Origin of the sequence: Brachyspira hampsonii (assembly GCF_002214805.1) — a bacterium.
Classification (GTDB): domain Bacteria; phylum Spirochaetota; class Brachyspiria; order Brachyspirales; family Brachyspiraceae; genus Brachyspira; species Brachyspira hampsonii.
Genome location: NZ_CP019914.1, coordinates 1061435 through 1083358, shown reverse-complemented (window position 1 = coordinate 1083358; position 21924 = coordinate 1061435). Strand labels below are relative to the sequence as shown.

The window sequence follows — 21924 nt, the reverse complement described above, 5'->3', positions numbered from 1 at the left end:
TTATAAAACTTCTTCTATATTTTGTACTATCTTTTTTATTAAATCATTTTTAAACTTATAGCTTACTTTATTAACTATGAGTCTTGCACTTATATAATCAATAATATCTTTTATAACAACAAGATTATTTTCTCTTAAAGTACTGCCTGTTTCTACTATATCTACTATCACATCAGATAAATTGAGTATAGGTGCTAACTCAATAGAGCCGTTTAATTTTATTATTTCAACATCTCTATTTATAGAATTAAAATAATTTTTTGATATATTAACATACTTTGTAGCAACTCTTAATCTTCTTTCTATGTCTTCTTTGTAGCCATTAACCGAAGCCATACAAACCTTACATTTACCGAATTTCAAATCAAGAAGCTCATATACATCATGATTATTTTCAAGAAGTATGTCTTTTCCTACAATACCAATATCAGCAACCCCCTTCTCAACATATATTCCTACATCTGAAGGTTTTACTATAAGGTATCGTACATTTTTATCCTTATTTTCAAATACCAATTTTCTGTTATCTTCTAGTATTTCTTTATTTTCATAACCTATTTTTTCAAACAGTTTATATACTTTGTTTACTAATCTTCCTTTTGGCAACGCTATATTAATCATATTTTATTCTTTAATATTAAATTTATTTACAAAATATTATAATGTATAAGAGACATTTTTTCAAATAGTAATATATAAAAAGTTTTGGCTTATATTCATAATTTGTAATAAAATAATTTTGTAATCATAAAAACTATTATATAAATTTTATATTTTAGGTTTATTATATCAGCTTATAAAAACATTATAAATATATTAATAGTTTATATTCAAATAATTAAAAAGTAATAATACTATATAAATAAGATTATATACATTTTTTATTATGATAGTTAAAATAATGTGCTTATATTATTTAATAAAACAATATTTTTTCATATTTTCTTGACAATTGTAATATGATTTATATACTTTAAATAAAGGAGTATATATGACAAATAAAAAAATAAAAAATTTACAAAATACTAAAATATCATTAGCTGAACATAAACTAGATGATGGTACTATAGTAAAACTTAATCCTACAGTTACAAGAATTGTTTTGTTTGATAATAAAAATAAAATTAATTAATTTTTATTAGATTATTATCTTCAAATATATATTTTTCTTTGTAACTATATTCTGTATTATAGTCATCGCTGTATATATCTGTTCTTACTTTCTTGCTTTCATTTATAAGACTCTGTACTTTGCTTAATAATATTTTTTCATCTCCGCTTTTATATAAGATTAATATATCGAAGTCGTATTCATTTTTATCTATATCACTTGTATATAATTTATCCATATAAACAGCAAAGCCTATTGCATTTTTTTTATTTTTATCATTTTGTGTATGGGCATTAAATTTCGCAAGAAGTTTATCATACCTTCCTCCGGAAAGCACAGCATCATTGCTGCCTTTTATATATCCTTTAAAAATTATTCCATTATAATATCCAAGTTTGCTTTCTATTGAAAAATCTAATAAAATTTTATCGAAGTTATCATAATTTTCAAATACCGCTGACAGTATTTTTAATTCATTATATGCTTTTTGCATTTTATCATTTATTATTATGCTTTCTATTTTTTTTAATATTTCTTTATAGCTTCCGCATAAATCTATTAATGATATTATATAATTTTTATGTTTATCATTTATGTTGTTGCATGTTAAAGTCTTTTCTAAATCATGTTTATTTTTGCTGTATATAAAATTAAGTATTTCTAGTTTTTTATCCTCATCTAAGTTTAGTTCATCTATCAAAGCAAACATAAAATCTATACTTGATATTTCTAATATATATTCATCATTTATAGATTTTAAACTGTCTATTGCCATGCTTATTATTTCTAAATTTGAATATGTGCTTAAAGTACCTATTATTTCTACGCCTAGCTGCTGTATTTCTTCATATTCATTTGAAACTGAATCTATTTTATAAATATCTTCTATATAGTAAATTTTATTTGTGTATTTATTATTATCTTTTAAAACTTTTTTTACTATTGATAATGTAACATCCGGTCTTAAAGACTGCAAATTTCCATTTAAATTCATAAATGTAAGTATATGCTCTGTTTGAAGAAAATCTTTATAATTGTTGTATAAATTGTAATCTTCAAATTTACTTAATTTAATTTTTTTGTACCCGTATTGTTCATATATTTTTGTTAATTTAGATGCTATATTATTCTCATTCATAATTTGATTCTTCTTAAATATTTGAATTTTGAATGCATATTATAATCTAAAAAATAAAAATTACCATAACAAGTAATTAAAATAATATTATTTATATTATATTTTTAAGCATAATTTGAAATAACTATAAAAAGAGTATATTATTATCTATAATTTAATTAAAGGAGTGTTAATGAAAACAGAAGAAGAGTTAATAAAAAAATTAATGAAAAATCAAATGGATTATAATATATTCATAAAATTTAATTCAAAAACAGCTTTAGAAAAAACATCTCTCACTAACTTAATAAGAAAAGCTATAAGCAGCGGATATATAGAGAAGACAGCAGGTAATTTACTTCGCGTAACAAAAGAGGGAAGGCAATATATTAATAAACTAGAAGGTAAAGAAGAAGCTCCTAAAACTGTAAAATCTATAAGAGTAAATGTTGATCCTAAAGATGCTAAATCAGATTCTAAGATTATAGCTAAGTCTTATAATATAAAATTAAATTTCAGTGAAGAATTATTAAAATTAGCAGAAGAAATAAATAATAATGCTGATTTTACAAATATAGAAGATGACAGAATTGATTTAAGAAGTTTAAAAACAATAACTATAGACAGCGAAAGTTCAAAAGATTTGGACGATGCTTTTAGTATAGAAAAAACTGATAATTATAAAGTGTATATTCATATTTCTGATGTGAGTCATTTTATAGAGCTTGATTCTCCTTTAGATTTGGAGGCTAGGGCTAGAGGAAATTCCACTTATTTAATTGATACAGTTTATAATATGTTTCCTGAAATTTTATCTAATAATATAATTTCTTTAAATGAGAATGAGGACAGATTTGCTATTACATTTATCGCTGATATCAATAATGAAGGTGAAATATTATCTTCATCTGTTTGTAAAAGTGTTATAAGATCTGACAGAAAATTATCTTATGATTATGCTGAAAAACTTATAAAAAAAGAAGAGAGCGATGAGGATTGGCTTTTAGAACTTATTAATAATGCTTTAAATATAAAAAATATTTTGTATAAAAAGAGAAAAGAGGGCAGGGGAGTAGAATTTGAAAATCAGGATATAAAAATAGTTCTTAATGATGAAGGTATGCCTATAGAGTTTTATGCCGAAGAAAAAAAAGAATCTATGGCAATAATAGAAGAATTAATGCTTCTTGCCAACAGTAAAATAGCTGAAAAATTATCAAGTTATGACGGAGTTATATATCGTTATCATGGACTCCCTGATGAATACAGATTTAATAATTTTAAAATACTTGCACATACTAAAGGTTATAATTTGAAAGAAAATCCTGATAAAACTTATGATATAAAAGGATTCATAGATAATATAAAAGGAAAACCGGAAGAAAATTTGCTTATACCTGTACTTCTTCGTTCTATGACGCCTTCTTCTTACAGCATAGTAAATAAAAGTCATTTTGGTTTGGGACTTGACTATTATACTTATTTTACTTCTCCTATAAGAAGATATGCTGATTTACTTATACATAGAATAGTTAAAGATACCATTTTATCTGATAATAATTCTGTAAATGATAAATTAAAAAATATATGCAAAGATTCTATTGATAGTTTATCTATGCTTGATAAAAGTTCAAAAAAGGCTGAAAGATATCTTATTCAAATAAAAGCGGCAAGATATATGAAAGACAGACTTGGAGATGAATATTACGGATCTGTAAGTTCTATAACTCAAAAGGGAATATATGTTGAGATAGAAGGTTTGGAGATAGAAGGTTTTATAGAGGCTACTTATGTGGGTTCTAATTATAGATTTTATCAGGATATGCAAAGTGTATATGTTGATAAAGTAAAGGCTTATGAGTTGGGAGATAGAGTAAAAGTTTTGGTTGCTAGTGCTAATGTAGAAAATGGAAAAATATTTTTTTCTTTATAATAAATAATTAGGTATTAAGATTAATAAAATGATAACTAATTTTTATATATAATTAGTTATCATTTTTTTATATATTTATCATTAGTGTTTACTTGATTATCTTTATATAAATAAATTAGTATTAAATTATTTTTTATTTTACTTTAAAATATTCTATTTCATTAATAATATCTTTACTCATATTTGATATTTCAGAGCTAGAGGCTGAGTTTTGAGTAGCTAAACTTGAGTTTTCCTGAGTAATATTATTTAATTCTTTTATAGCAATATTCATTTGTGCTATTCCGTCTTCTTCCTGCATTATAGACTGAGATATATACTGAAGTTCATTTTCCATTTCTTTTACCAAATCATTAATAGTATTTAGTATAGAAGATGATTTACTTGCTGATTCATTTCCAATTTCTACTCTTTTTACAGTTTCATCTACAATAGAAGTAATATTATTTGCAGCTTCATTAACAGTCTGAGCTAAAGATCTTACTTCGCTTGCAACTATAGCAAAACCTCTTCCCTGTTCTCCAGCCCTTGCCGCCTCAACAGCAGCATTTAAAGCAAGTATATTAGTTTGAAATGCGATAGACTGTATAAGTTTAGTTATTTCAGATATTTTTTTGCTGGATTCAGATATCTCATGCATATGAGCAGATATTTCATCAACAGCTTCTACGCCTGTATTTGTAGTTTCCATTATTTTTACACTTTTATCTTTTGCCTGTAATGAATTAGAACTTATTTCTTTTATAGAGCTTGATAAAGACTGCATTGAACCTGTAAGCTCTTCTATAGCAGCCGCCTGAGTATTAGATCTATCAGATAAATATTCGCTGCTTGACGATATGCTTTCTATTTCATTGTTTATTGTATTAAGATTTGATTGAAGTTTTGATACAACATTTCCTATAGTATTTTTCATATTGTTTACATAATATACTAAAGATCCTGATTTATCATTTTTATTTTCATTGTTTTTGCTGTCTATAATAAAATTACCCTTAGACATTTGATCTATACTATTCATTGCTTTATCAAGCATTTGAGATATAGGTATAACTACAAACAATGCTAATGCTGTTTGTATTGCTATTAAAATAATCATAACTAAAAGATAAGCAAGCATAATATTTCGTATTCTGTTATTTATAGCATTCATGTTTCCGCGTATTACAATTTTATAAGGAGTTTCTCTTAATGGTTTTATAGTATACCATTCATTTCCTACTATCTGCATTACAGCTTTATTAGGGTCTTCTAAAGATTTTGCATCTTTAAATAAAGGCTCCTGATATATATTATAATTATCATTAAATATATAGTCTTTATTCTGATGCGACATGTAAAGTCCTGCTGAAGTCATTATATTTACCTGATTATCGCTAAGAACTTTTTTTGATATATTATTCATTTCTAAGAAGTCTATACCCATAACTCCTTTTAATGAATTATTAGTGTATACAGCTAATGCTAATGTTATACATATTCCCCAGTATTAGCATCAACATAAGGCTCTGTAATAAATATTCCATTCTTAGTAACAGCTCCTTTATACCATAATCTTGAAGTTTGGTCATAAGTATTAGGGTAAGGGCTTATACCATTAACAAAAAGTCCTCCGTCTTTGTATGGTATTTCATTTCCGTATAGTATGTCGTATATGTTATTATTTGATTTTAATATGCTTTCAAGTGTTTTTCTTATATTTGTAAATGAGTTATCATTTGCTTCAAAATATCCTCTTAATGTATACATTACATCATATACTTTTTCCATTTCTGTGGATATTACCAATTCAGTGTTATCAATCTCTACTAATGTATTTTTTATAAACTCATTAGTATATACGGTTTTATAAGCAAAGTACATAATAATATAAGCTGCAAGTAAAAAAACGGCAAAAGGAATAATTAGTTTTAATAATAGCACTTTGTTATTTTTCATAAATGTAACCTTAAAATAAATTCTTCAAATAGAAAGTATATAAAAAAAATTTTTCTGTGTCAATTATATTTAATTAAGTTATAATATAGTAAAATATATTTGATTTTTATGAAAATAATTTAAATTTTATATATGTTATTATGCAGGCAGCGTACAAAATTGTAAATTTTTTATAAAATCTAAAATCATACTAATTTTTTAATACAGAGTCTATTTCATTTTTTGTAAGGTGTTTAAAAGAACCTTCTTTTAAGTCATCTAATAATATATCAGCTATTCTTAATCTTTTTAGTATTATTACTTCAAAACCTACTTTTTGGCACATTCTTCTTATTTGTCTATTTTTTCCTTCTGTTAATATTATGTGGAAAGAATTTTTATTAACTCTTTTTATCTTTGCAGGCTTGAGTTTTTGTCCGTCTAAAGAAATCCCATACTCTAATTTTTTCAAAGCTCCGTCTGGTATACTATCATTAACTTTGACAAAATATTCTTTTTCGCAGCTTGTATTTTCTCCTATTATATTTTTAGCAAATACCCCATCATTAGTAAAAAGTATAAGTCCAGAGCTGTCTTTATCTAGTCTTCCAACAGGATATATATTATCAAAATTATTTTTAATTAGATTATATATAGGCTTTCCTTCATTTTTATTTGATGAAACAACATAGCCTCTAGGTTTATTTAATTTTATATATATTTTATTCTCTTTATATTGTTCAATACTGCATTCTATTTTGTCTTCTTCATTAACTTGAATTGCCGGATTTGTTATAATTATTCCATTAACTTTAACATTTCCGTTTTGAATAAGCCTGTCAGCTTCTCTTCTGCTTGCAATATTTAAAGATGCTATATATTTATTCAATCTCATTTTAATTTTATGTATTTATATTAATATTTTATAATATATTAACATAATATTATTTTTAATCAAATTTAAATAATTATTTTCTAAAATTATATGAGTATTATCACGATATAATAGTATGAGAATTTTATATTTTATAGTTGACAATTTTTGTTGATTATAATATAATGGAGCTAAGTTATTGGATATAATTGCTTAGCTATAAATATTAAGGAGAGTGCGCTATGAAATTCTATAGAAGTACGAGAGATTTTTCTCGCTACCTCATAATCATTTGTCTATTCATAAGCATATGTTCATTTGCTGTTTATGGACAAACTTCTAGTGTTTACATGGAAACTAGATTGCTTTACAACTTTGAAACATTAGACGAATGGCAGCCAATATCAAATGCTAGCCGCTTTATGTTTAGAGGTGATAGAACAAATGAAAATGGTGTTGTAATGAAATATCCTAATATGAGATTATTCGCTACAAAACCATATGGTATGGGTAACCAAAGTTATAATTCAACTAATTCATTATCAGTAAGTGTTTCTTTTTTCAGAAAATCTTATAACTTCTTTGACTTAGTTCCAACAGTACAAAAAATCATACCAGGTAAAGCTCAAACTTTTGATGTTTGGGTATGGGGTGGTAATTATGACTATACTATGGAAATGATATTTGAAGATTATCGTGGTTATACTTATACATTGCCTTTGGGTTCTATAAGATATATAGGTTGGAGAAATATGAGTACATCAGTGCCATCATTCATCCCTCAGGAAGAACCTTATGTTCCTAGAGCTAAAGGTTTAAGATTTATGAATTTCCGTTTCTGGTCCTCACCAGAGGAAAGAGCAGATAACTTTGTAGTTTTATTGGACTATTTCCAAACAGTAACAGATACATTTAGAGAGTCTTATGACGGATCTGATATTGAAACTACATTAGGTCAGGAAGTTGGCGGAAGATCTTCTGAACAATATACAGAAGGCGGAGCTCAAGTAGTAGGTGAAAGCAATGGTGGTACTGCCGGCGGAGATACTGCTACAGAACAGCCACAAGAAGCGCAACAATAAGGTATAATAAGGAGAAGAATGAATATGAAAAGATTAAGTATCTTGATAACAATGTTAATTCTAACTGTTGCATTCTTGTTGTTTGCCCAAGATGCGGCTCAAACAGGTGAGCAAACTACTCAAAATCAAGGTGAAGATGGTAATAACTTCATAACTGAAGCTATCACTAATTACTTAATAGATGATTTTGAATTTGCTAATACTTGGCAAGCTTCTATGCCTAGAGATTATGGTGTAGTTAGTATTATTCGTCGTGAAGGCGGTCCAGCTGATGTTATAGCTGAAGGTGCAGAAAATAATAAATATATTTTAGGTGCTAAAGTAGAATACTTCAGAACTGGTTATCCTTGGTTCTCTGTTACTCCTCCTAGACCTGTGAAAATACCTGGTTATACTAAAGAACTTAGTGTTTGGGTAGCTGGTCGTAACCATAATAATAGAATGAGTTTCTACCTTTATGATATAAATGGAAAACCTCAGTCTGTTGGTAATGAAGCTCTTAACTTTATGGGTTGGAAAAACATAACTGTACAAGTTCCTGCTAATATAGAACAAGAGGACTTCAGAGGTCAAGTTGAACAAGGTATTAGCTTTATGGGTATACATGTTAAAGTTGATCCTAGAGATTCTTATGGTAAATACTATATCTATTTTGACCAATTAATGGCTAAAACTGATATGTACTTAGAAACTTATAGAGAAGAAGATGATCCATTAGATACTTGGTAATAATAACAAGTTGAAATGAATATTATAGGTGAAGTATTATTAATAGTACTTCACCTTTTTTATTTATATAAATAACTTGAAATTAATATCATTATATATTAAACTATTAAAATATATAATTTCAAAGAGAGTTTTTATGTCTAATATTAATATAAATTTACTTCTTCTTATTGGATTTATATTGCTGGCTGTATATTCTATAACAACTAGAATTGTCAATAACAGAGCAAATAAAGATAAAAAAGAAAATGACAGTACTAATGAAGATAATAATTTAAAATAACAAAAAAGGTATCAGATGAGTGAATTAATTATATATGTTATAATAGCTATTATATGGGCTATAGTGAGTTTAGTACAAAAATCAAAGAAAGCAAATAAACAAAATAAAATACCAAAACAAAAAACATATACTCATAAAAATAAAAAAGTTAACAATAAAGATGAAGAACAAATATTTAAAGAATTACAAAAGAACATTCAGAATTTGAAAAATTATAATGAAGAGGTTCTTAGAGAAAATACCAAAAAAGAAGATGTATATACTAGTAATTATCAAACTTCTAATAGCGACAGAGAAATGTTAGCGCTTCAGGAAAAATATAATTCTAAAATATCTCAAATTAATACTATAAAAGAAAAAGATGTCAGCAGCAGTTTTAATAATATTAGAACATCAGAAAATAATATACAAGTTAATCATATGCTGTCCTCATTGGATATAAAGAATGCTATAATATATAATGCCATACTTGAGCCTAGAAGAATCAATTATATGAAAGTAAAAAAATCAAAACTTAATTAGAAGAGTTATAATAATGAAATCATTCGAAGAACTTATATCTGTAATACAAACTTTAAGAGGTGAGAATGGCTGTGCTTGGGATAAGGTGCAGACTTTTGATAGTTTAATTCCTTGTTTTCTGGAAGAGGCTTATGAACTTGTAGAAGCTATTAATAATAAGGATTATGATAATATTAAAGAAGAGCTTGGAGATGTACTTTTGCATGTTGTGTTTTTTTCTGAGCTTGCTAAAGATGAAAATAAATTTAATATAGATGATGTTTGCAAAAATATTAATGAAAAACTTATAAGAAGGCATCCTCATGTATTTGGAAATAGTGATGTAAAAGATGTACAAGGAATACTTAAGCAATGGGATAAGATAAAAAAGGAAGAGAAGGGTATTGATTGTGTAGATGAGTTTAAAAGTGTACTTGATGGTATACCTAAATCACTTCCTATTATGGAAAAATCTTATAAATTAATGAAAAAAGCAGCTAGTGTTGGTTTTGAATATGAGAATATTGATGATTCTTTGTCAAAGATAGAAGAAGAACTTTCTGAAGTGAAAGAGGCATATAAAGAGCAGGATAAAGAACATTTGGAGGAAGAAATAGGAGATTTGATTATGACTGTTCTTGATTTTGCTCGTATGAATAAGATTAATCCTGTTAATTCCCTTATCAAAGTTAATGAAAAATTTACAAAAAGATTTCATTATGTTGAAAAGTCTGCTTATGAAATGAATAAGAAATTAGAAAATATGTCTTTAGATGAAATGGATAAACTTTGGAATGAATATAAGAAAAAAGAAAGAGAAAATCAATGAACATATATGATTTTAATGTTAAAGATATCAATGGTAATGATGTATCTTTATCAAAATATAGAGGCAAAGTTGTTCTGATAGTTAATACTGCTACTAGATGCGGTTTTACCAATCAATATAAAGATTTAGAAAATATATACAAAATGTATAATAGCAGGGGCTTTGAGATATTAGATTTTCCTTGTAATCAATTTTTAAATCAGGCACCGGAATCAGATGAGAAAATAGATAGTTTCTGTAAAATGAGATATAATACATCTTTCAACAGATTTAAGAAAATAGATGTTAAAGGAAAGAATATAGAGCCTTTATATTCATATCTTATTAATAACAGCAATTATTTATTTAATAAAAATATAAAATGGAATTTTACAAAATTTTTAATAGATAGAAACGGAAATATTGTAAAGAGATTTTCTAGTTTTTCATCTGGAAGCGGAATAATTAAGTATATAGATAAAATTATATGATATTTTGTAATTGTGTACTATACCAAATAAGTTTTTATAAGGTTATTTTATTAATTTTTTACATATATCTTATTAACTTTTTATTGCAAGAATTTAAAGTTTATATTATAATGCTATCATATTAAATTCAGGGGTTTTGCTTAATGGCTATTAATGCTAATTTATATAAAACATCCAAATTATATGATTTGCTTACTAAAATCATTAAAAAGAAAGATGATGAGAATTTTAATTTAGAGGATCATATAAATAAATTGTTAGAACTTATATCAAAAAGTACAGAAGAAGAAGTAAATTATGCAGATAATAAAATAAGCTGCCTTCATCTTGCTGTGCAGATAAATAATGCTGATGTAGTTGCAGCTTTGATAGAAAGAGGAGCCAATGTTAATGCCATCAATGACAGAGGAGTTAGTCCATTGCATACCGCTATAATCAAAAATCAGCCTGAGGAAGTTATAAAAGTATTAATAGATAATGGAGCAGATTATAATATTGAAGAAGCAAATTTTTCGGCTATTGATTTGGCAGAAATAATGAGTGTTCCATATATGCATTTATTCAAAAAATAAATTTATATTTTCTATATTCTGTAAGGTACTATTGATAGTATATCTATTTTAAATATTGCTATTTAGAAATTTAAAGTGTATTTAAATTAGGATATAATCAAAATCCATTAATTTTTATTTTGGTTTTTATAGCATTTCTAAGCCATTTTATAATGACTATTATAATTATATACTGATTTTAATTATATCCTAATTTTATTTAATTTTAACTTACTCTATCTGTTTTCATCTTATAAACTTTATCTGCTATATTTAAAGTTGAGAGTCTATGTGAAACTAAAACAACAGTTTTTTTATCACTATTTTCTTTTATTGATTTTAATATAACAGCCTCATTTAAACTATCTAAATTACTTGTAGGTTCATCAAGAAGTATAAAAGGTGCATTATGCAAAAAACTTCTAGCTATTCCTATACGCTGCTTTTCTCCTCCTGATAAAGTATCTCCAAGCTCTCCTACATTAGTGTCATATCCTTTAGGTAAAGTCATAATAAAATCATGAAGTGAGGCTTTTTTGCATGCTTCTATAACATCTTCTCTTGATGCATTTTGATTTGCTATTTTTATATTATTTTCTATGGTGTCTTTAAAAATGGAAGTCTCTTGTGTTACATAGCTTTCCATATCTCGAAGAGAATTTGTATTTATATCTTTTATATCTTTAGATGATATTTGCAGGCTTCCTTTTTTTATATCCCAAAAACGCATAAATAGTTTTAAAAGAGTTGATTTTCCACTTCCGCTTTTGCCACTTATTCCTATTATTTTATTAGGCTCTATTTGCAAATTATAGTCATTTAATATCTCTTCGCCTTCATAGTCAAAATATATATCCTTACATTCCAAGCCTTTAAACTCTAAATCTTTCTCTCCATTATAAACTTCTTCAATAATAGGCTTTTCTTTAAGCAAGTTTAATACTCTCTCACCGCTTGCCAAAGTCATAAACAAATTGTTCGATAAATTACTTAATGCTATAACAGGTCCGAATGAGCTAGCCATTGATATAGTAGGTATTATAATATTAGCAAAATTATTTTTTATATCTTTTGATAATACTATACTCACAATAAGTACAGCAAATGTAAATAATGTTACAGCAGAAGTTGTAAGGGCAGATATAAAGCCTTCATAATTTTTTAGCTTTTCATTAATATGCATTAAATTATCAGTTTTTGTTTCTATATTTTTAGCTCTTTTCTCTCCGTATCCAAATTGAAGTATCTCTTTTATACCCCATAAACTGTCAAGAAAATAACTGTTTAATTTACCGAAATCATCTCTATAAACCATTCCATCATTTTTACCAAACTTTGATGAAAAATAAGGTATTATAAAACCTATGGTAATATATCCAAGCAATGCTATAACTCCTAATACAATATTAAAACTTCCTATAAAAATCGTCATAATAATTGAAGTTAATACTCCTATTGCTATAGGAGAAATGGTATGTGCATAAAACACTTCAAGAAGTTCAATATCACTTGTGATTAATGCTATTAAATTTCCTTTATCTCTTCCTTCAAGTTTGGCAGGGGATAATTTTCTTAAAGCCTTAAAAACTTTATCTCTTATTAAAGCAAGTAGTTTAAAAGCTATAAAGTGATTGCTAAGCTGTTCTATATAGTGAAGTACTCCTCTTAAAACAGCAAGAACCAAAACTATTATAAATATAGTTTTTATCGTAAACAAATTATTTAATCCTAAATATGTTAATATGGCATATCCACCGAATATAGTTATTGATATTGCACATAGAAAACCTAAAACTCCTGTAGTTATTGCAAGTATCATAACATGTATAAGCGGAGTTATTAAACCGATTAATTCCGCCATAATTTTTATACCGCTTCTTCTCATTTTATAAACTCCTTTATTTATATCCTAAGAACGATAATTTATCAAAATTAGTTTTTTAAATTTATTGTTTGTGGTGGCTTTGCTGCGAAGCACACAGTCGTGCCCGCTCTGCGTGCCGACGAAGTCCACCTGTGGTGTCGGCAGTGAAAGGCTATATTTTAGGCTAAATTTAATAATTTAGTCTACATGTAAAACATAATTAGTACTATTTATCATTATTTTTAAATTTGCACTTTCGCGAAGCGTGCCTTTGGTAGCAACTTTGACGAAGTCCGCCTAGCTCTGCGTGCCGTAGGCAGGTGTGCTGTTGGAAAAAGAACAATAAAAAAATTACAAATTTAAAAATTTTTAGTATATATTTATTTTATATAGCTATTCTTAAACTCTCTCCTTTTGTTATACTCTCTAAATTAGTCTGCTCATTAAAAACTTTAGCATACTCTCCGTTTATATTCATTAACTCATTATGTGTGCCTTCTTCTTTTATAACACCGTCTTTTAAGAAGTATATTTTATCTGAAAGCATAGAGTTATAAAGCCTATGAGATATTAATATAACAGTTTTTTCTTTGGCAATATCTCTTATCACTTTCATAATGCTCTCTTCGCTTTCAACATCAACATTAGAAGTAGCTTCATCAAATATATATATGTCTCCTTTAAGAAGTATAGCCCTTGCTAATGCCAATCTCTGTTTCTGCCCTCCTGATAAATTGGAAGCCTTCTCCATTATCTTAGTATTAAGTCCGTCTTCAGACTGTAAAAAATCATAAAGCTCAACTTTTTTTAATACCTCATTCATATGATTTTCTGTTATATTATCTCCAGCCATTTTTAAATTATCATATACAGTACCTTCAAATAAATAACTATTATGATCAACTACAACTATTCTTTTGTACAAATCGTTTTTATCTATAGTAGAAATTTCTATATCTCCAATTTTAATAGAGCCTTTATAATTTTCATTTCTTAATGATATAATCCCAGCAATAGTGCTTTTTCCAGAGCCTGAACCCCCTACTATAGAAACAAATGATTTTTCTTTTATAGTCATATTAATATTTTTTAATATAGTTTTATCTTCATTGTATGCAAAACTAACATCTTTAAAAGTAATCTCTTCATTATTTTTATTAATTTTATTTACTCTTTTATCATCGTCTTTCATATCAAGTATTTCAAACATTTTATCGCTTGCAGATATTCCATTCATAGCAATGTGAAAGAATGAACCTAAAAGTCTTAATGGAATAAAAAACTCGGCAGAAAGCATTATTATAGTAAATGTGCCTGCAAGATTAATATTTCCTTTCATATATTCAAGTACCGAAATTATCACTCCCAAAGCAGCCCCGCCGTACGCTATTATATCCATTATAGTTGTAGAATTAAGCTGCATAAATAAAAGATTCATAGTAGCAATTCTAAATTTTTCAGCTTCTATATTCATCTCTTCATTTTTCTTTTCATCAGCTTTATATATTTTTAAAGTGGTAAGCCCCTGCACATCTTCTAAAAATATCTCTCCCAAATCACTGTAGCTTCCCCAATATTTTTTTAATATTCTTTTAGCAATTTTCACTATGGCAATAATTGATATAGGTATAAGAGGAACACATATTAAAAGTATAACAGCCGATTTTATACTTATAGTAGAAAGCATAGCAAAAAGTACTATAGGAGCTATCATACTGTAAAAAAATTGAGGCAAGTATCTGCCAAAATAAGTTTCTAATTGATCAACTCCCTCCATAGATATTTGTACTATTTCGCTTGTAGAAAATTTTTCTTTATATCTGCTTCCAAGCGTAAGTAGTTTTGAATATATTTTCTCTCTTAAAGTCTGCTTAACTCTTCCAGAAGCCTGATATGACATTTTTGACATTAAAACAGTAAATCTGAATCTTAATACTATTATTACAAAAATAGCTATGCATAATTTTATAATATCTTCTTTTGTTATATTTCCATTAGAAGCCTTTTGTATAATATCAGCCATAAAAAATACGGCCGTTATATTAAGTGCCAGATTAACAAGCTGTATTATAACATGCCAAGCTATATATTTTTTGGCATCTCCCATTAAAGCTATAAGCCTTTTATTAATCATAAACTTTTCCTTTATTTTATTTTTTATATATCAATAAATAGTTCTTTTAATAATCTCTTTTATAGAAGAACTATCATAGTTTCCTTTCATCATAGAATCCATTATAAATGCAAATATTATATCTATAAATTTATCAGCATTAAGATTATCATTAAAAGCATCTTCTCTTATATTTTTATCTTTTATAATAGTTTTGTACATATTATCTTTAATATGCTTTATCATATTCATCATAACATTTACACCCTTATCCTTATTTTTTCCAAACATTATATTAGAATGCAAAGCAAAAAAGTTAGGATACTTTTTCTCTCCTTTTTCTAAAATTTTAAAAATAGAATCTATACTGTCAATAAAACTCTCAGATTCCAAAGAAATATCCGAAGAATGAAATATATCAGCCCATACGCTTACAATAACCGCAATAGTCAGCTCTTCTTTTGACTTAAAATAATTATAAATAGAGCCTACAGCAATATTAGCCTCATCAGCAACTGAACGCATATTAATAGCATTAAGTCCTTTTCTTTTTATTAATTCTCTGCTTGCTTTTAATATATCTTCTTTTGAAGTTATAATATTATTCATCTAATAGTCCTTTTTATATAGTATTTTGTTAATATATTATCTTAGCTGAATATTAATTTTCAAAAAACTTTTGTTTTTAATTTTATCAGCTATGTGCAAGTTTTGCTTAGTTAAATTGTCATAAGTACTGCTATATATTGAACAATGTTCAGTATATAGGTAAAATAAAAGTTCAATATACACTCTGCTTAATACTCTTATATTGAACTTTGTTCATTATAAACTAGATTTAAATTTTGTCAATAAAATAATTTGTAATATTTTATAGTATACACATTGTATTTTTTTACTTCTATTATAAAAGTTATGAAAAAGTTTATTATATGTTTTTAATATTTGCATATATCTATTTGCTTTTTAACTTAATAACTATATTTTTGTATAATAAGAATTATATAAAATATATTTTATAGTTTTTTAAGTAATTTTATAGAGTATTTGATATTTGTTATTATGATTATATAGAACTATAAAATATATTATTTGTCGTTTTATTACTAAAATATAGCCTTTATTACTTAATGAATAGAATTTTAATTATTTTAGTAAAAAATATTAAATTATAATCTAATATTTTTTACTAAAATAATTATTTGCTGTTTATAAATATATAAATTATAAATATTTTTTACTAAAATAATTATTTGCTGTTTATAAAAATATATAAATTATAAATATTTTTTACTAAAATAATTATTTGCTGTTTATAAAAATATATAAATTATAAATATTTTTTACTAAAATAATTATTTGCTGTTTATAAAAATATATAAATTATAAATATTTTTTACTAAAATAATTATTTGCTGTTTATAAATATATAAATTATAAATATTTTTTACTAAAATAATTATTTGCTGTTTATAAAAATATATAAATTATAAATATTTTTTACTAAAATAATTATTTGCTGTTTATAAAAATATATAAATTATAAATATTTTTTACTAAAATAATTATTTGCTGTTTATAAAAATATATTTAGAGATAGTTATTTATATGAAAGATAAAAAGTTAAAAAATAAATTAAAAAAAATAGAGGTATCAAAAGAAGAATTAGAAGCAAAGGAAATACCGTTGCTTTTTAGCGTTGTAAATTTTTCTTCCAATATGCCTGTTTCTATGTATGCAGATACTATAGGGATAAAAACTTCTGAATCATCATACAGGGCTACGATGCATTCAGAAGTAAATAGAAATATTAGTGAGGAATATCTTTTAAACTCTAAAAAATCATTAATAGATTTATCTTCTATGCTAAATGTTGTAAGTTATTCATCATTTCCTATAGATGCGGCTTTAAGTAACAGGGTGTTATTAGAAGAAGAAGTGCATAAAAAGGGAAATGCATTGAAACTTCCTACGTATAAAAATATTAATGCCCCTATAGGATCTGTAATAAGGTCAAGAAGAAGCAGAAGAGATTTTAAAGGCAAGCCATTAACATTAGTTGATTTATCTACTTTACTTTATTATGGAGATGGAATTTCAGGAGATTTTGATTTTAATTTAAATAAAAATGAATATGATACAATAACTTTTGGAGATAAATATATATCAAAGCTGAGAACAGCTCCTTCAGGCGGAGGACTTTATCCTATATATCTTTATATAGCCGCACTTAATATAAACAATCTTGATAAAGGTATATATAAATACATGCCTTTTACTCATTCGCTTGAAAAAATAAAATTATTTAGCGATGAAGATTTAGAAAATTATTATAATAATAATGTTTTCGGAGGCGGTATAGATTTAAGAAAAGTAGCATTATCTGTTTATTATGTTTATAGTTTGTATGAGAATTCGAGGAAGTACGGAGATATGGGACTTCAATTTGCTTTGATAGAAACAGGAGAGATTGCTCAAAATATACAGCTTACTGCTGCTGCAAGCGGTATTTCTGCATGTGATATTGGAGGATTTAATAAAACTTTATCCGAAGATTTACTTAATATTGATGGTAATACAAATCATGTTGTGCATTTGACTTTACTTTCAAAATAAAATAATTAAATATATGTCATATAAACATATATAAAAAATAATAGGTTAATAAAAATGGCTAAAAAAAATATTAAACTTTATGATAATGTAAGTATCTTCTTTAATTCTGATAATGAGATTAGATTTAGAAAAGGAGTATGGAATTTTGAGGAGGCTTCTTTAGATCTTAATGATTTAAATGATAATATAAAAGAAGCTGTTATGTTCATTTCTAAAGAACTTTTTGATGATAAATTAATTTCTTTTGATGATATAGTAAAGAAATTTTCTCTTAATGATAAAGATAGTGACTTTTTGAATGATATTATATCTTCTCTTATAGGCAATAGATTTTTAGAGTATGATGATAAAAAAAATAATATGCTTAATACTGTTTATGAGTTTATAGGAGAATATTTTTATGATATACCAGATGAAAGTAAGGTTCAGAAGAATAAAATAATGTTCATTACTGATAATGACAGATTAAAAGAGTATGCAAAATTAGCATCAGAAGATTTGTATATGAATGTTATCATGATGGATATTGATGATATAAAAAAAATAGAGAAAGCAAATCTTACAGATACTACAGATGCCATTGAAAATATAGAAAAACATAAAGAATTAATAAAATTATTTGATGATATTTCCTGTATTATTGTAAGTGTTGAGAAGCCTAGATTAAATTTACTTAGAAATATAAACAGACTTCTTCTGGATAAATCTATACCAATAGTTATATCAATATTAGACGGACCGTTTTTAAATATTACTACAATAAAAGGTAAAGAAACCGGATGTTATGAATGTTTTGAAAATAGGGTAGTGGCTAGAAATGAAAGTTTATCAGTTTATAATAAATTTGTTGAGCAGAGTATGAATTTTAAATATAATGGTAAAAGAACTTATATAATACCTATTTTACAGACATTTACTTCTCTTGCATTATATGAAGCATTTTTATTTGCATCTATAGGTAAATGCAAACTAGCAGGACGCGTTATTAATGTTTATATACCTTCAATAGAGATTCAAATTCAGGATTTACTTAGAGTACCTTTCTGTCCTGCCTGCGGTCATATAAGTAAGGCTAAATATAATGAGATGTATACTTCTTCAAAGCAGATAATAGAAAATTTTTCAAGCAAAGTGATAATAAAATGATTAAATGATGGACAATATATGATTAAATATTACCCAAGCCATAAAAATATATTAAATAAATACAATTCTATTTGCGGTCATCAGACAGGTATTATGGATTCTCTTGTTATAATGCAGGCTAATTCTGTTATTGCTGAGAATATCAATACATGTACTGCTAGGCTTCCGGATTATCATAAAATATTATTAGGCGATAATGCTGAAATTAATTATCATCTTTCAGGTTATGGTATTTATAGAGATGAGGCCATTATTAGATTATTGGGTGAAGGCATTGAAAGATATGCATTATTTATATCAAATTTATACTTTGAAGAAAAATTAAAATATGCCTCCTATAATCAATTAAAAGAAAAGTATCCTGATAATATAATACCTTTTGAATATGTTAAGATATATAGCGATGAAGACTGTAATAAATTAAATAGTATAGGTATTTTAGAAAATATAACAGAAGATGATGTATTGTCTTGGGTACTTCTTCCTTCTTTATTTGACAAAGAAAAAGAGTATTATGTACCTGCACAGAATTTCTTTTTATCTCATATTATTAGAAGGGATAAGAAGGAAAAGATATTTATAGGAGGATTTTCAAAGGGAAGTGCAAGTCATAAAAGTATTCCGCTTGCCTTGAAATCTGCTGTCAATGAAATTATAGAATGCGATGCATGCATGATAAAATGGTATACAGAGGGTAAAGTCAAAGAAGTTATTATTGATGATGATATTCTTAATGAAATTATAAATAGTATATTAAAAGATATTGATTATAATGTTAGAGTTTTTGATTATACAGTTGACAAAAAGTTAGGATATGTTTTTACTGTTATGCTTGAAAATAAGAGTGAAAAATCTCCTTATATTGTCGTAGGGGCTTCTTCGGGGCTTAACCCTAGAAAAGTTATATACAGAGCCTTTATGGAGGCTTTAGCTATACTTACATTAAATATTAATGGACCTTTATCAATGCCGGCCGATTATTTGGAAACTGTATCTGAAAAAAATTATCTTAATCTTGACAGTAATGTTAATTATTGGGCTGATGCTGGCAATAAAGATAAGAATTTAAAATTTATTAACAGTAAAGTTCAGGAAAAAATTGAATTAAAAAAATATAAAAACCTCGAAGTAAATACTGAGTCTGATTTGGAGTATTTATTAAAAGGTCTTTATAATGTATCTAAATATGCAGTTTATTTGGATATTACATCTGCCGAAATATCGGATAAAGATTTGCATGTTATTCGTGTATATATTCCGGAGCTTGTTCAAATGTCAATGCCTGCTTTCCCTTACAGTAAGCACCCTAGAATTATTAATAATGGAGGAATTTCAAATAATGAATTTCCACACCCATTACCTTAGTGCTTTTCTTGTACTGCTTGCCATTTCTTTTCCTACTTCTTTGGTAGGAATATTTTTCAAATTAAATTTAGGAAAGATTAATACTACACTTCCAAATAGTTTAAGTCATCTTTTATTTGTGATAATGATATTTTTTACAGGATATATAGGAATAATTAATTATCATATTGATATTTATTTTGTTGTTTTAGCTTTTATTATGTCCTTTGTATGTATTGGATTAGAAATATTTGAGGCAATGCTGATTCATTTTTTTAAATATAAATTCTGGATAAAAAGTATAGAAGTTCATGAAATAATAGAAAAAAAGAATATATTATTTGATATAATAATATTATTCATAGGTGTTTTATGTGAAGAGATGATTTTCAGGCAGGTTTTTTTTAATATCACTTATAATCTATTTAATATTAATATTCATATTATTATTATACTTTCAGCATTTATATATTCCATTAATCATATATATTTCGGAGCTAATGCTGTATTTCAGAAGTTTATTGTAGGAATTATTTATTCTTTATTGTTTGTATTTTCTTCTTTTAGTATAATAGCACCCGTAATTACTCATTTCTTACAGAACTTTATTTTATATATACTATCATTTAGAAGAAATAAAAGAGAGGTATTAAATTGATATTTTTAACTCTTTTACCTTATATAGCCGTATCTTTTATATTAGGCATTATAATCAAGTTCTTAGAATATACTAATATAATTAATAATATTTGCTTTAAATTAATGAATCATAGCAGGCTTGAATATGATGAAATGTATGTTTATGTAAGCACTTATATATATTGGCTATTAATGATTTTTTTTGCTGTTATAATAAGTTTAGTACAAAAACAAAATATTTTATTATATTTATGTATAGAAAGAAAATATATAATTTATATTTTTATAAATATTTTTGCTGTTATATCTTCTTTTGAATTTATTATGAGTGTAATAAGTATATTAAATAGTGATATAAAAATAAATACTATCTTTAATAATATATTATTAGTTCCTTCAGTAGATATGCTTTATTCTTCAAGAAGCAATCCTAAATGGACTTTGATAATGTTTGCCAGTATAATTAAATGTTTATTCTTTAATGGAGTAATATACTTAGCTGTGAAAATGAAGTTTAGCGATTACAGTATATTTTTTACTATTTTTATAGTAAGTATTTTATTTTCATTAGAAGAAATTTTGAGAGTAAATAGTATAAAGCAGGCATTGATATTTACAATAACTTGTTTTGTTGTTACAGCTATTAATACTATCTCATTTGAGTATAGCGGAAGTTTAATTCCTTCTATATTTGCCAATATATCTTTTACGCTTTATTATTTTGGGCAGTTTGAGAATATGGACAAATTTTATAAAAATTAGGTATTAATTTTTTTATATATTTTATATAGAAAATTTAATATAA

The 21924-nt window shown here is 25.6% G+C and carries 22 protein-coding genes; 14 read left to right on the top strand and 8 right to left on the bottom strand.

The genetic code is table 11. The features are described 5' to 3' along the window. On the bottom strand, positions 1-621 hold the full coding sequence (hisG, locus tag BHAMNSH16_RS04475; RefSeq protein WP_008728851.1) for an ATP phosphoribosyltransferase: 621 nt from the start codon (positions 619-621) through the stop codon (positions 1-3). A gap of 370 nt (positions 622-991) precedes the next feature. Between hisG and BHAMNSH16_RS14290 the strand changes: the two genes are divergently transcribed. Further along, positions 992-1132 carry a hypothetical protein gene (locus tag BHAMNSH16_RS14290; RefSeq protein ID WP_008728870.1) on the top strand — a complete coding sequence of 47 codons (141 nt, stop codon included), beginning with the start codon at positions 992-994 and terminating at the stop codon, positions 1130-1132. Here the strand turns inward: BHAMNSH16_RS14290 and BHAMNSH16_RS04470 are convergent. Next, entirely contained in the window at positions 1125-2249 is a 1125-nt protein-coding gene (locus tag BHAMNSH16_RS04470; RefSeq protein WP_069731954.1) for an ATP phosphoribosyltransferase regulatory subunit, read from the bottom strand. The genes BHAMNSH16_RS14290 and BHAMNSH16_RS04470 overlap by 8 nt on opposite strands. 172 nt (positions 2250-2421) lie before the next feature. Between BHAMNSH16_RS04470 and BHAMNSH16_RS04465 the strand changes: the two genes are divergently transcribed. Continuing rightward, positions 2422-4161, top strand: coding sequence for an RNB domain-containing ribonuclease (locus tag BHAMNSH16_RS04465; protein ID WP_008730069.1), 1740 nt, complete (start codon positions 2422-2424; stop codon positions 4159-4161). Between the two features lie 133 nt (positions 4162-4294). Here BHAMNSH16_RS04465 and BHAMNSH16_RS04460 read toward each other — a convergent pair whose 3' ends face one another. The 3 genes from BHAMNSH16_RS04460 to BHAMNSH16_RS04455 form a co-directional block, all read right to left on the bottom strand. Next, positions 4295-5587 carry a methyl-accepting chemotaxis protein gene (locus BHAMNSH16_RS04460; RefSeq protein ID WP_241033658.1) on the bottom strand — a complete coding sequence of 431 codons (1293 nt, stop codon included), beginning with the start codon at positions 5585-5587 and terminating at the stop codon, positions 4295-4297. 44 nt (positions 5588-5631) lie between these two features. Further along, positions 5632-6099 (bottom strand): PDC sensor domain-containing protein, encoded by a 468-nt coding sequence (locus tag BHAMNSH16_RS14480; protein ID WP_241033657.1) that lies wholly within the window; start codon positions 6097-6099, stop codon positions 5632-5634. Between the two features lie 190 nt (positions 6100-6289). Beyond that, positions 6290-6973 (bottom strand): pseudouridine synthase, encoded by a 684-nt coding sequence (locus BHAMNSH16_RS04455; RefSeq protein WP_008731964.1) that lies wholly within the window; start codon positions 6971-6973, stop codon positions 6290-6292. 329 nt (positions 6974-7302) lie between these two features. On the opposite strand from BHAMNSH16_RS04455, the gene BHAMNSH16_RS04450 reads away from it, so the two are divergent. The 7 genes from BHAMNSH16_RS04450 to BHAMNSH16_RS04425 all read left to right on the top strand — a co-directional run bounded on the left by BHAMNSH16_RS04450 (position 7303) and on the right by BHAMNSH16_RS04425 (position 11418). Continuing rightward, positions 7303-8034 (top strand): flagellar filament outer layer protein FlaA, encoded by a 732-nt coding sequence (locus tag BHAMNSH16_RS04450; RefSeq protein ID WP_008731965.1) that lies wholly within the window; start codon positions 7303-7305, stop codon positions 8032-8034. Positions 8035-8058: 24 nt separating this feature from the next. After that, a complete protein-coding gene (locus tag BHAMNSH16_RS04445) occupies positions 8059-8763 on the top strand; it encodes a flagellar filament outer layer protein FlaA (RefSeq protein ID WP_039955025.1) in 705 nt (234 codons plus the stop codon). A 136-nt stretch (positions 8764-8899) separates the two neighbouring features. Then, the gene (locus tag BHAMNSH16_RS14285) at positions 8900-9046 is read left to right on the top strand and encodes a hypothetical protein (protein ID WP_008731969.1); all 147 of its coding nucleotides are present in this window, start codon (positions 8900-8902) and stop codon (positions 9044-9046) included. Between the two features lie 15 nt (positions 9047-9061). Next, positions 9062-9568 (top strand): hypothetical protein, encoded by a 507-nt coding sequence (locus BHAMNSH16_RS04440; protein ID WP_008731971.1) that lies wholly within the window; start codon positions 9062-9064, stop codon positions 9566-9568. A gap of 13 nt (positions 9569-9581) precedes the next feature. Continuing rightward, positions 9582-10376, top strand: a complete 795-nt coding sequence (gene mazG / locus BHAMNSH16_RS04435; RefSeq protein ID WP_008731972.1) for a nucleoside triphosphate pyrophosphohydrolase — start codon at positions 9582-9584, stop codon at positions 10374-10376. Then, complete coding sequence (locus BHAMNSH16_RS04430) at positions 10373-10846, top strand: glutathione peroxidase (RefSeq protein ID WP_069731955.1); 474 nt, start codon at positions 10373-10375, stop codon at positions 10844-10846. Before mazG ends, BHAMNSH16_RS04430 begins: the two co-directional genes overlap by 4 nt. Positions 10847-10989: 143 nt before the next feature. Then, positions 10990-11418, top strand: coding sequence for an ankyrin repeat domain-containing protein (locus BHAMNSH16_RS04425; protein WP_008730138.1), 429 nt, complete (start codon positions 10990-10992; stop codon positions 11416-11418). Between the two features lie 205 nt (positions 11419-11623). On the opposite strand, the gene BHAMNSH16_RS04420 is transcribed toward BHAMNSH16_RS04425, so the two are convergent. From BHAMNSH16_RS04420 to BHAMNSH16_RS04410, 3 genes are all read right to left on the bottom strand, one after another. Beyond that, positions 11624-13282 (bottom strand): amino acid ABC transporter ATP-binding/permease protein, encoded by a 1659-nt coding sequence (locus tag BHAMNSH16_RS04420; RefSeq protein WP_008730140.1) that lies wholly within the window; start codon positions 13280-13282, stop codon positions 11624-11626. A gap of 364 nt (positions 13283-13646) precedes the next feature. Next, positions 13647-15395 (bottom strand): ABC transporter ATP-binding protein/permease, encoded by a 1749-nt coding sequence (locus tag BHAMNSH16_RS04415; RefSeq protein WP_069731956.1) that lies wholly within the window; start codon positions 15393-15395, stop codon positions 13647-13649. A gap of 30 nt (positions 15396-15425) precedes the next feature. Continuing rightward, positions 15426-15983 (bottom strand): TetR/AcrR family transcriptional regulator, encoded by a 558-nt coding sequence (locus BHAMNSH16_RS04410; protein ID WP_008730142.1) that lies wholly within the window; start codon positions 15981-15983, stop codon positions 15426-15428. A gap of 999 nt (positions 15984-16982) precedes the next feature. On the opposite strand from BHAMNSH16_RS04410, the gene BHAMNSH16_RS04405 reads away from it, so the two are divergent. From BHAMNSH16_RS04405 to BHAMNSH16_RS04385, 5 genes are read left to right on the top strand one after another with little or no spacing between them, the layout of a single operon-like run. Next, positions 16983-17990: a SagB/ThcOx family dehydrogenase gene (locus tag BHAMNSH16_RS04405; RefSeq protein WP_069731578.1), complete on the top strand. Its 1008-nt coding sequence runs from the start codon at positions 16983-16985 to the stop codon at positions 17988-17990. 54 nt (positions 17991-18044) lie between these two features. Further along, positions 18045-19136 carry a streptolysin associated protein SagC gene (locus tag BHAMNSH16_RS04400; RefSeq protein WP_069731579.1) on the top strand — a complete coding sequence of 364 codons (1092 nt, stop codon included), beginning with the start codon at positions 18045-18047 and terminating at the stop codon, positions 19134-19136. Between the two features lie 18 nt (positions 19137-19154). After that, positions 19155-20501 carry a YcaO-like family protein gene (locus tag BHAMNSH16_RS04395; RefSeq protein ID WP_008728748.1) on the top strand — a complete coding sequence of 449 codons (1347 nt, stop codon included), beginning with the start codon at positions 19155-19157 and terminating at the stop codon, positions 20499-20501. Further along, the gene (locus BHAMNSH16_RS04390; protein WP_241033656.1) at positions 20458-21138 is read left to right on the top strand and encodes a CPBP family intramembrane glutamic endopeptidase; all 681 of its coding nucleotides are present in this window, start codon (positions 20458-20460) and stop codon (positions 21136-21138) included. The genes BHAMNSH16_RS04395 and BHAMNSH16_RS04390 overlap by 44 nt, the downstream gene beginning before the upstream one ends. Then, a complete protein-coding gene (locus BHAMNSH16_RS04385) occupies positions 21135-21881 on the top strand; it encodes a SagF family protein (RefSeq protein ID WP_069731581.1) in 747 nt (248 codons plus the stop codon). The genes BHAMNSH16_RS04390 and BHAMNSH16_RS04385 overlap by 4 nt, the downstream gene beginning before the upstream one ends. The last annotated feature ends 43 nt before the right edge of the window (positions 21882-21924 follow it).

Bases quoted from the DNA above. Each gene is read 5' to 3' on its own strand.
- hisG (WP_008728851.1), bottom strand. From the start codon at position 621: ATGATTAATATAGCGTTGCCAAAAGGAAGATTAGTAAACAAAGTATAT.
- BHAMNSH16_RS14290 (WP_008728870.1), top strand. From the start codon at position 992: ATGACAAATAAAAAAATAAAAAATTTACAAAATACTAAAATATCATTA.
- BHAMNSH16_RS04470 (WP_069731954.1), bottom strand. From the start codon at position 2,249: ATGAATGAGAATAATATAGCATCTAAATTAACAAAAATATATGAACAA.
- BHAMNSH16_RS04465 (WP_008730069.1), top strand. From the start codon at position 2,422: ATGAAAACAGAAGAAGAGTTAATAAAAAAATTAATGAAAAATCAAATG.
- BHAMNSH16_RS04460 (WP_241033658.1), bottom strand. From the start codon at position 5,587: ATGGGTATAGACTTCTTAGAAATGAATAATATATCAAAAAAAGTTCTT.
- BHAMNSH16_RS14480 (WP_241033657.1), bottom strand. From the start codon at position 6,099: ATGAAAAATAACAAAGTGCTATTATTAAAACTAATTATTCCTTTTGCC.
- BHAMNSH16_RS04455 (WP_008731964.1), bottom strand. From the start codon at position 6,973: ATGAGATTGAATAAATATATAGCATCTTTAAATATTGCAAGCAGAAGA.
- BHAMNSH16_RS04450 (WP_008731965.1), top strand. From the start codon at position 7,303: ATGGAAACTAGATTGCTTTACAACTTTGAAACATTAGACGAATGGCAG.
- BHAMNSH16_RS04445 (WP_039955025.1), top strand. From the start codon at position 8,059: ATGAAAAGATTAAGTATCTTGATAACAATGTTAATTCTAACTGTTGCA.
- BHAMNSH16_RS14285 (WP_008731969.1), top strand. From the start codon at position 8,900: ATGTCTAATATTAATATAAATTTACTTCTTCTTATTGGATTTATATTG.
- BHAMNSH16_RS04440 (WP_008731971.1), top strand. From the start codon at position 9,062: ATGAGTGAATTAATTATATATGTTATAATAGCTATTATATGGGCTATA.
- mazG (WP_008731972.1), top strand. From the start codon at position 9,582: ATGAAATCATTCGAAGAACTTATATCTGTAATACAAACTTTAAGAGGT.
- BHAMNSH16_RS04430 (WP_069731955.1), top strand. From the start codon at position 10,373: ATGAACATATATGATTTTAATGTTAAAGATATCAATGGTAATGATGTA.
- BHAMNSH16_RS04425 (WP_008730138.1), top strand. From the start codon at position 10,990: ATGGCTATTAATGCTAATTTATATAAAACATCCAAATTATATGATTTG.
- BHAMNSH16_RS04420 (WP_008730140.1), bottom strand. From the start codon at position 13,282: ATGAGAAGAAGCGGTATAAAAATTATGGCGGAATTAATCGGTTTAATA.
- BHAMNSH16_RS04415 (WP_069731956.1), bottom strand. From the start codon at position 15,395: ATGATTAATAAAAGGCTTATAGCTTTAATGGGAGATGCCAAAAAATAT.
- BHAMNSH16_RS04410 (WP_008730142.1), bottom strand. From the start codon at position 15,983: ATGAATAATATTATAACTTCAAAAGAAGATATATTAAAAGCAAGCAGA.
- BHAMNSH16_RS04405 (WP_069731578.1), top strand. From the start codon at position 16,983: ATGAAAGATAAAAAGTTAAAAAATAAATTAAAAAAAATAGAGGTATCA.
- BHAMNSH16_RS04400 (WP_069731579.1), top strand. From the start codon at position 18,045: ATGGCTAAAAAAAATATTAAACTTTATGATAATGTAAGTATCTTCTTT.
- BHAMNSH16_RS04395 (WP_008728748.1), top strand. From the start codon at position 19,155: ATGATTAAATATTACCCAAGCCATAAAAATATATTAAATAAATACAAT.
- BHAMNSH16_RS04390 (WP_241033656.1), top strand. From the start codon at position 20,458: ATGGAGGAATTTCAAATAATGAATTTCCACACCCATTACCTTAGTGCT.